We start from the raw sequence: 4,094 nt of genomic DNA, 5'->3' as shown, positions 1-4,094 counted from the left end.
TCGATTGCCCTTGAAGTCGCAGGCCAGAACTTTCATCCATTGGCATATGTTTCTCGTTCATGTTCGCAATAACGCGGGCAAGCGAGGTTCATGAGTGTCAGAGCATACCTCCGGTCAAGATAGCCGCCAGGGCAAGCGCGGCAGGCCGGCCCTCTACGTTCTGATCGTCAGCGTCGGCCTGATGCTGACATCCCTGGCCGGTTTGATGATTTGGCAGGGCGCGAGTTCGCCACCCGACTATGCCAGCCAGAGCCAGGCGGCATCGCGCAAGCAAATCACCGGCTCTGAGACAGGCAGGTCAGACACCGCGTCATCGGCTAACAGCAGCGGTGTGCCCGGGGGTAATCCAGCATATCCGCAGCCCGCCGTGCGGAGTGCCAACCCATGAGCCCATGTGAGATGGCGAACGATGATCCGGTCGAAGCCGCGGTGCTCGAACGCGCGCGGCGGAACTTCCTCGACAACGGGCCGGGCGACCGGATGTGGTCGGATCCCTCCTCCACGAAGGGATCCACGATGAACGCTGATTTCGTGCTGAGCGCAGACCAGCGCGCCGCGTTCATCGCTACGGCGCGGACGGAGCTCGCATCAGAGGGTAATGCAGCCGATCGACCGGAGGGGCTCCAGCTTCCGAGCGCGGATGCGAGTCTTCGCATTCTCGCGCTGTATGAGAGCCATAGCCATGCGCTGGCCGCGACGGCCACGCTGGTCGCGGCCGGCATCTCTCAGCAAGCGATCCAACTTGTGGCCGCCCCCGCCGATCCGGATGCCGGCCCCGCCGAGGTGGGAGCATCGCTTCCCGACGGCTCAGGTCTTCGAACTAGGCTCGGGACGATCGGCGTACCTCCAGAGGCGCTGGAGGCCTGCTGCTCGCGGCTGAGGCAGGGCGCAGCGATGCTCAACCTCGTGATCGCGGACGGCCAGCGGGACTGCGTCATGGGCATTCTGAAGGACCATGGCTCAGTCGACCCGACGTTGCGCCTCGCGATATGGCGCGCGGAGGGCTGGGGTGGGACGTCGCCGGTCTCGACAGAGGGCTGGGGTGGCTATTCCGCCACCTCAACCGGCGCCACGGACATTACGACAAGACGGGAATAAGCCGATGGCCCTGTTTGCTCCCGTCAGGTCCGAAAAAACCGACCTCGACGCGGTGCGGCGGTACGCGGTGAGGGTCATCGCGCAAGCCGATGGCGAGGCCTTGCAGATGAAGGCGGTCACCCTGGCGCTACTGGGTGGGATCATGTGGCGCGGTGCGCCGGGATCGACCGAGATGATCCAGGACGAGGCAGGCGCCAAGGCCATCCTGTCGACCACCCTCGGCGGCCGCCATCTGACCTTCTCCTACGATCAGAATACCGAGTCGATCGAGATGCGCGAGGGAACGACAGACGGTCCCGTCCTGCACCGCTTCTGCAACCGAACTCTGATCAACGATCTCGAAGAGACCTTTAGCGCCTTGTGGCGGTAAGGCGGTTTGATCTAGGTCTATTCTACAGCACCCGCCAAATCATCCGTTTCGCGATCTGTACGCGAATGTCCTCTGAATTTGCCGATCAGGCCGTTATGACGAATAAACCAATATATGATGTCGGTTTAAGAGCAGCGGTCATTACTCACATTACATTCGACTGCAGGGCCTGGAACATTAGGCTTGATGATAATCTTTCTTCAGGCAGGTCTCCGCTTTTGTCCGAGGCTGAACTAAGAAAGCATATCATGATACAACATACTTTCGCTGGCGCAGCGTCCCTGGCTGCCCTCCTCTTGGTCGGCTCGACCTACGCTGAGAGCAAGTCGCTGGAGGCGCCGGCCAGCGATGCGATGCCTCCGGTGGAGCTGATCATCAGCATGAAGGACGGGAAGCCGGTGTGCGACCCCGCGGAGATCCTTCTGCCCGCCAACACCAACGTGGCTCTGCATATCGTCAGCAGCGCCGATGCGCCCATTACGATCACGGCGCCCGGTCAGTTCGAGAATGGGCTGGTTCTGCACGCCGATGGCGACCTGATCCATGCTGCGAGCGAGAAGGGCTACACGATCAAGCAGAAGGGCCAAGGGACCCTGCGCCTCCGGACGATGAAGCCGGGGCAGGAAGAATATGCCTGTACCAGCAATCGGAACGCGAACGATCCGTTCAAGGGCAAACTGACGTTAACTCAGCCCGCGGGCTGATCGCCATCTAACGGCCGATCTGCTTTGCGTCCCCCTCGTCGATTTCGAGTGCAGCTTGACGAGGGGGCTTAACATCAGCGTCGAGCCTCTACGGCAATGCGCCGACTGTCTCTTTGGCTTTTAAGATTGTGTCCCGACATCCCTCAGCATCGCCCGCTTTCTCCTGAGCCGCTGCCTTTTCCACTAAACCACGCGCCTCTTCGACCCCCCCAGCAGTTGAATGGTTTGCAGCTTCGCTGGGTATGGATGCTGGGGCCTTATCGAGAGCCTTGTTGGTCCCGAGCGGCGTTGCGCCGACCTGACTTTCGCCTGCAACCGTGCGTGCGCCAGAGCTATTTAGGCGCTTCTGCAAAGTCGAAATCTCTTCCGAGCATGACGAAGCGAAAGCCGAACTGCTTGTAAGGAGGAAAGCTCCCATCGGCAAAATTAAGTAAGGTTTCATCAAAGATCCTCCACGTGTCCCTTGCTTCAGCAGTTGTCGCTGCCGGGCTTCACGGGTTGGCCTTCTAGTGCCTTTTTCGAACCATCGTCCTTCGTGGACACACCGACGTTGTTCATCGCCCCAACCGTGCCGGGAGACTCGCCCTTTGCACCCGGCGACACCTTGCCGGTTGTACTGCCATCGACGTTTGAGCTGGTATCCTTGGACGATCCTGACATGTTCGTAGTCGTGCCAACATTGCATGGAGCGGCGAACGAAACGCTTGTCGTTACTACGATGATTGCAGTAGCAGCGACGATATTTAAGATTTTGGACATGCTTCCTCGAGGATTTCAGTTTTGAGGGAAGCGCACCTACTCGTCGATGTTCCTGCCAATGCCATGTGACAACTGCTCACACGGCAAAATGTTAGTTTTTCCGCTCCCGGAACCGGATCCCAGCCCCACCGCCGTTCTCGGGGATGAATTCGATGCCTGCTGTCTCGAAGGCAGATTTCATGGCGTCGATCGTCGACTGCTTTGCGTCGGCACCATTCTCGATGCGGGTGACGGTGTTGGCGGTGATGCCCGCCTTCTGAGCCAATTCACGCACGCCCCAGCCCAAAGCAGCACGAGCCATCCGCATCTGAGCCGGATTCATTGGTGTTTTGTCCAAACGCGAGTTGACACTGTACCTGTGCCCTGATAGGTACAGTGTACCAACGCAATTCGACGTTGGCAACGCGGGCAGATACCATGTCCCACCGCACCGTCTCCTGGTCCCGCATCGACCGCGCCGGCCGCGACAGCCGCCCGCGCATCCCCGCCGGCCTGATGGGCGCTCGCGTCCTGATCGAGATCGGCGCCCGCACCCGCCCCCTCGTCGTCGGCGGCCGCTACGACCGCGCCGCGATCATGGCCGCCGCCTGCAAGGCCGCCACCGGCATTCAGGAGCGCTGCGGCGTCTCCCGCGCCGAGGCCATGTCCTCCGCCCTCAAGGCCACGTGGCAGGTCGCCAAGGCCGCCCACCGCGCCGCCGCGCACTGATCCTCTAGCGGCCTGACCCGCCCCGCCACGGGGCGCCCTTCACCCACCGACCCACCGCCACGAGCCCCATCAGGAGCGCGAACGATGACCTATGCCCGTATCCTGAATTTCTCGCAGCCCGTCCCGGCTCGCAGCGACAGCCCGCGCACCGGCCGGCGCCGCCTCTCGGCCGATGGCCGGTACCTGAACCTGCCGAACGAGCCCGTACCCGGCGGCATCGAGCCGTGGGAGGCCGTCACCCCGGTCCGGCCGGACACGTCGCACAGCCGCAGCCTCCGCTTCCTCGACGCCACGGGCGAGCTGCTGGCGGCCATCGCGATCATCGGCGGCGGCATGGTGCTCACCGGCCTCGCCTCGCTCCTCTGAACCCAGCCCGCACCCGAGCGGGCCGGCTGCCCGCGCCCTCAACTCTCGAGGATTTCGCGATGTCCTTCCGTGCCTCCCTCAAGAACCTG

The 4,094-nt window shown here is 62.3% G+C and carries 8 protein-coding genes; 5 read left to right on the top strand and 3 right to left on the bottom strand.

Annotation, left to right across the window (positions count from 1 at the left end; genetic code table 11):
* Nucleotides 1–399: 399 nt before the first annotated feature.
* From MKK75_RS00330 to MKK75_RS00320, 3 genes are all read left to right on the top strand, one after another.
* Nucleotides 400–1,098: a hypothetical protein gene (locus MKK75_RS00330; RefSeq protein WP_244040651.1), complete on the top strand. Its 699-nt coding sequence runs from the start codon at nucleotides 400–402 to the stop codon at nucleotides 1,096–1,098.
* A 4-nt stretch (nucleotides 1,099–1,102) separates the two neighbouring features.
* Nucleotides 1,103–1,468: a hypothetical protein gene (locus MKK75_RS00325; protein WP_244040650.1), complete on the top strand. Its 366-nt coding sequence runs from the start codon at nucleotides 1,103–1,105 to the stop codon at nucleotides 1,466–1,468.
* Nucleotides 1,469–1,764: 296 nt separating this feature from the next.
* Entirely contained in the window at nucleotides 1,765–2,172 is a 408-nt protein-coding gene (locus tag MKK75_RS00320; protein ID WP_313901821.1) for an anaerobic typically selenocysteine-containing protein, read from the top strand.
* 88 nt (nucleotides 2,173–2,260) lie between these two features.
* Here the strand turns inward: MKK75_RS00320 and MKK75_RS00315 are convergent, their stop codons facing one another.
* From MKK75_RS00315 to MKK75_RS00305, 3 genes are all read right to left on the bottom strand, one after another.
* Complete coding sequence (locus MKK75_RS00315) at nucleotides 2,261–2,614, bottom strand: hypothetical protein (protein ID WP_244040649.1); 354 nt, start codon at nucleotides 2,612–2,614, stop codon at nucleotides 2,261–2,263.
* 26 nt (nucleotides 2,615–2,640) lie between these two features.
* Nucleotides 2,641–2,931 carry a hypothetical protein gene (locus MKK75_RS00310; RefSeq protein WP_244040648.1) on the bottom strand — a complete coding sequence of 97 codons (291 nt, stop codon included), beginning with the start codon at nucleotides 2,929–2,931 and terminating at the stop codon, nucleotides 2,641–2,643.
* A 91-nt stretch (nucleotides 2,932–3,022) separates the two neighbouring features.
* The gene (locus tag MKK75_RS00305; RefSeq protein ID WP_244040647.1) at nucleotides 3,023–3,253 is read right to left on the bottom strand and encodes a helix-turn-helix domain-containing protein; all 231 of its coding nucleotides are present in this window, start codon (nucleotides 3,251–3,253) and stop codon (nucleotides 3,023–3,025) included.
* A 95-nt stretch (nucleotides 3,254–3,348) separates the two neighbouring features.
* On the opposite strand from MKK75_RS00305, the gene MKK75_RS00300 reads away from it, so the two are divergent.
* Together MKK75_RS00300 and MKK75_RS00295 are read left to right on the top strand one after the other, a co-directional pair.
* A complete protein-coding gene (locus tag MKK75_RS00300; RefSeq protein ID WP_244040646.1) occupies nucleotides 3,349–3,639 on the top strand; it encodes a hypothetical protein in 291 nt (96 codons plus the stop codon).
* An 84-nt stretch (nucleotides 3,640–3,723) separates the two neighbouring features.
* Entirely contained in the window at nucleotides 3,724–4,005 is a 282-nt protein-coding gene (locus MKK75_RS00295; RefSeq protein ID WP_244040645.1) for a hypothetical protein, read from the top strand.
* Nucleotides 4,006–4,094: the final 89 nt, after the last annotated feature.

It is taken from the genome of Methylobacterium sp. J-030 (assembly GCF_022829545.1).
Lineage (GTDB): Bacteria > Pseudomonadota > Alphaproteobacteria > Rhizobiales > Beijerinckiaceae > Methylobacterium.
The sequence above is the reverse complement of the archived record's forward strand: the minus strand, read 5'-3'. Positions and strand labels throughout refer to the sequence as shown.

What these genes read in the sequence shown, in the direction of transcription:
- MKK75_RS00295 (WP_244040645.1), top strand. Translation starts at nt 3,724, where the DNA reads ATGACCTATGCCCGTATCCTGAATTTCTCGCAGCCCGTCCCGGCTCGC.
- MKK75_RS00330 (WP_244040651.1), top strand. Translation starts at nt 400, where the DNA reads ATGGCGAACGATGATCCGGTCGAAGCCGCGGTGCTCGAACGCGCGCGG.
- MKK75_RS00310 (WP_244040648.1), bottom strand. Translation starts at nt 2,931, where the DNA reads ATGTCCAAAATCTTAAATATCGTCGCTGCTACTGCAATCATCGTAGTA.
- MKK75_RS00300 (WP_244040646.1), top strand. Translation starts at nt 3,349, where the DNA reads ATGTCCCACCGCACCGTCTCCTGGTCCCGCATCGACCGCGCCGGCCGC.
- MKK75_RS00305 (WP_244040647.1), bottom strand. Translation starts at nt 3,253, where the DNA reads ATGAATCCGGCTCAGATGCGGATGGCTCGTGCTGCTTTGGGCTGGGGC.
- MKK75_RS00325 (WP_244040650.1), top strand. Translation starts at nt 1,103, where the DNA reads ATGGCCCTGTTTGCTCCCGTCAGGTCCGAAAAAACCGACCTCGACGCG.
- MKK75_RS00315 (WP_244040649.1), bottom strand. Translation starts at nt 2,614, where the DNA reads ATGAAACCTTACTTAATTTTGCCGATGGGAGCTTTCCTCCTTACAAGC.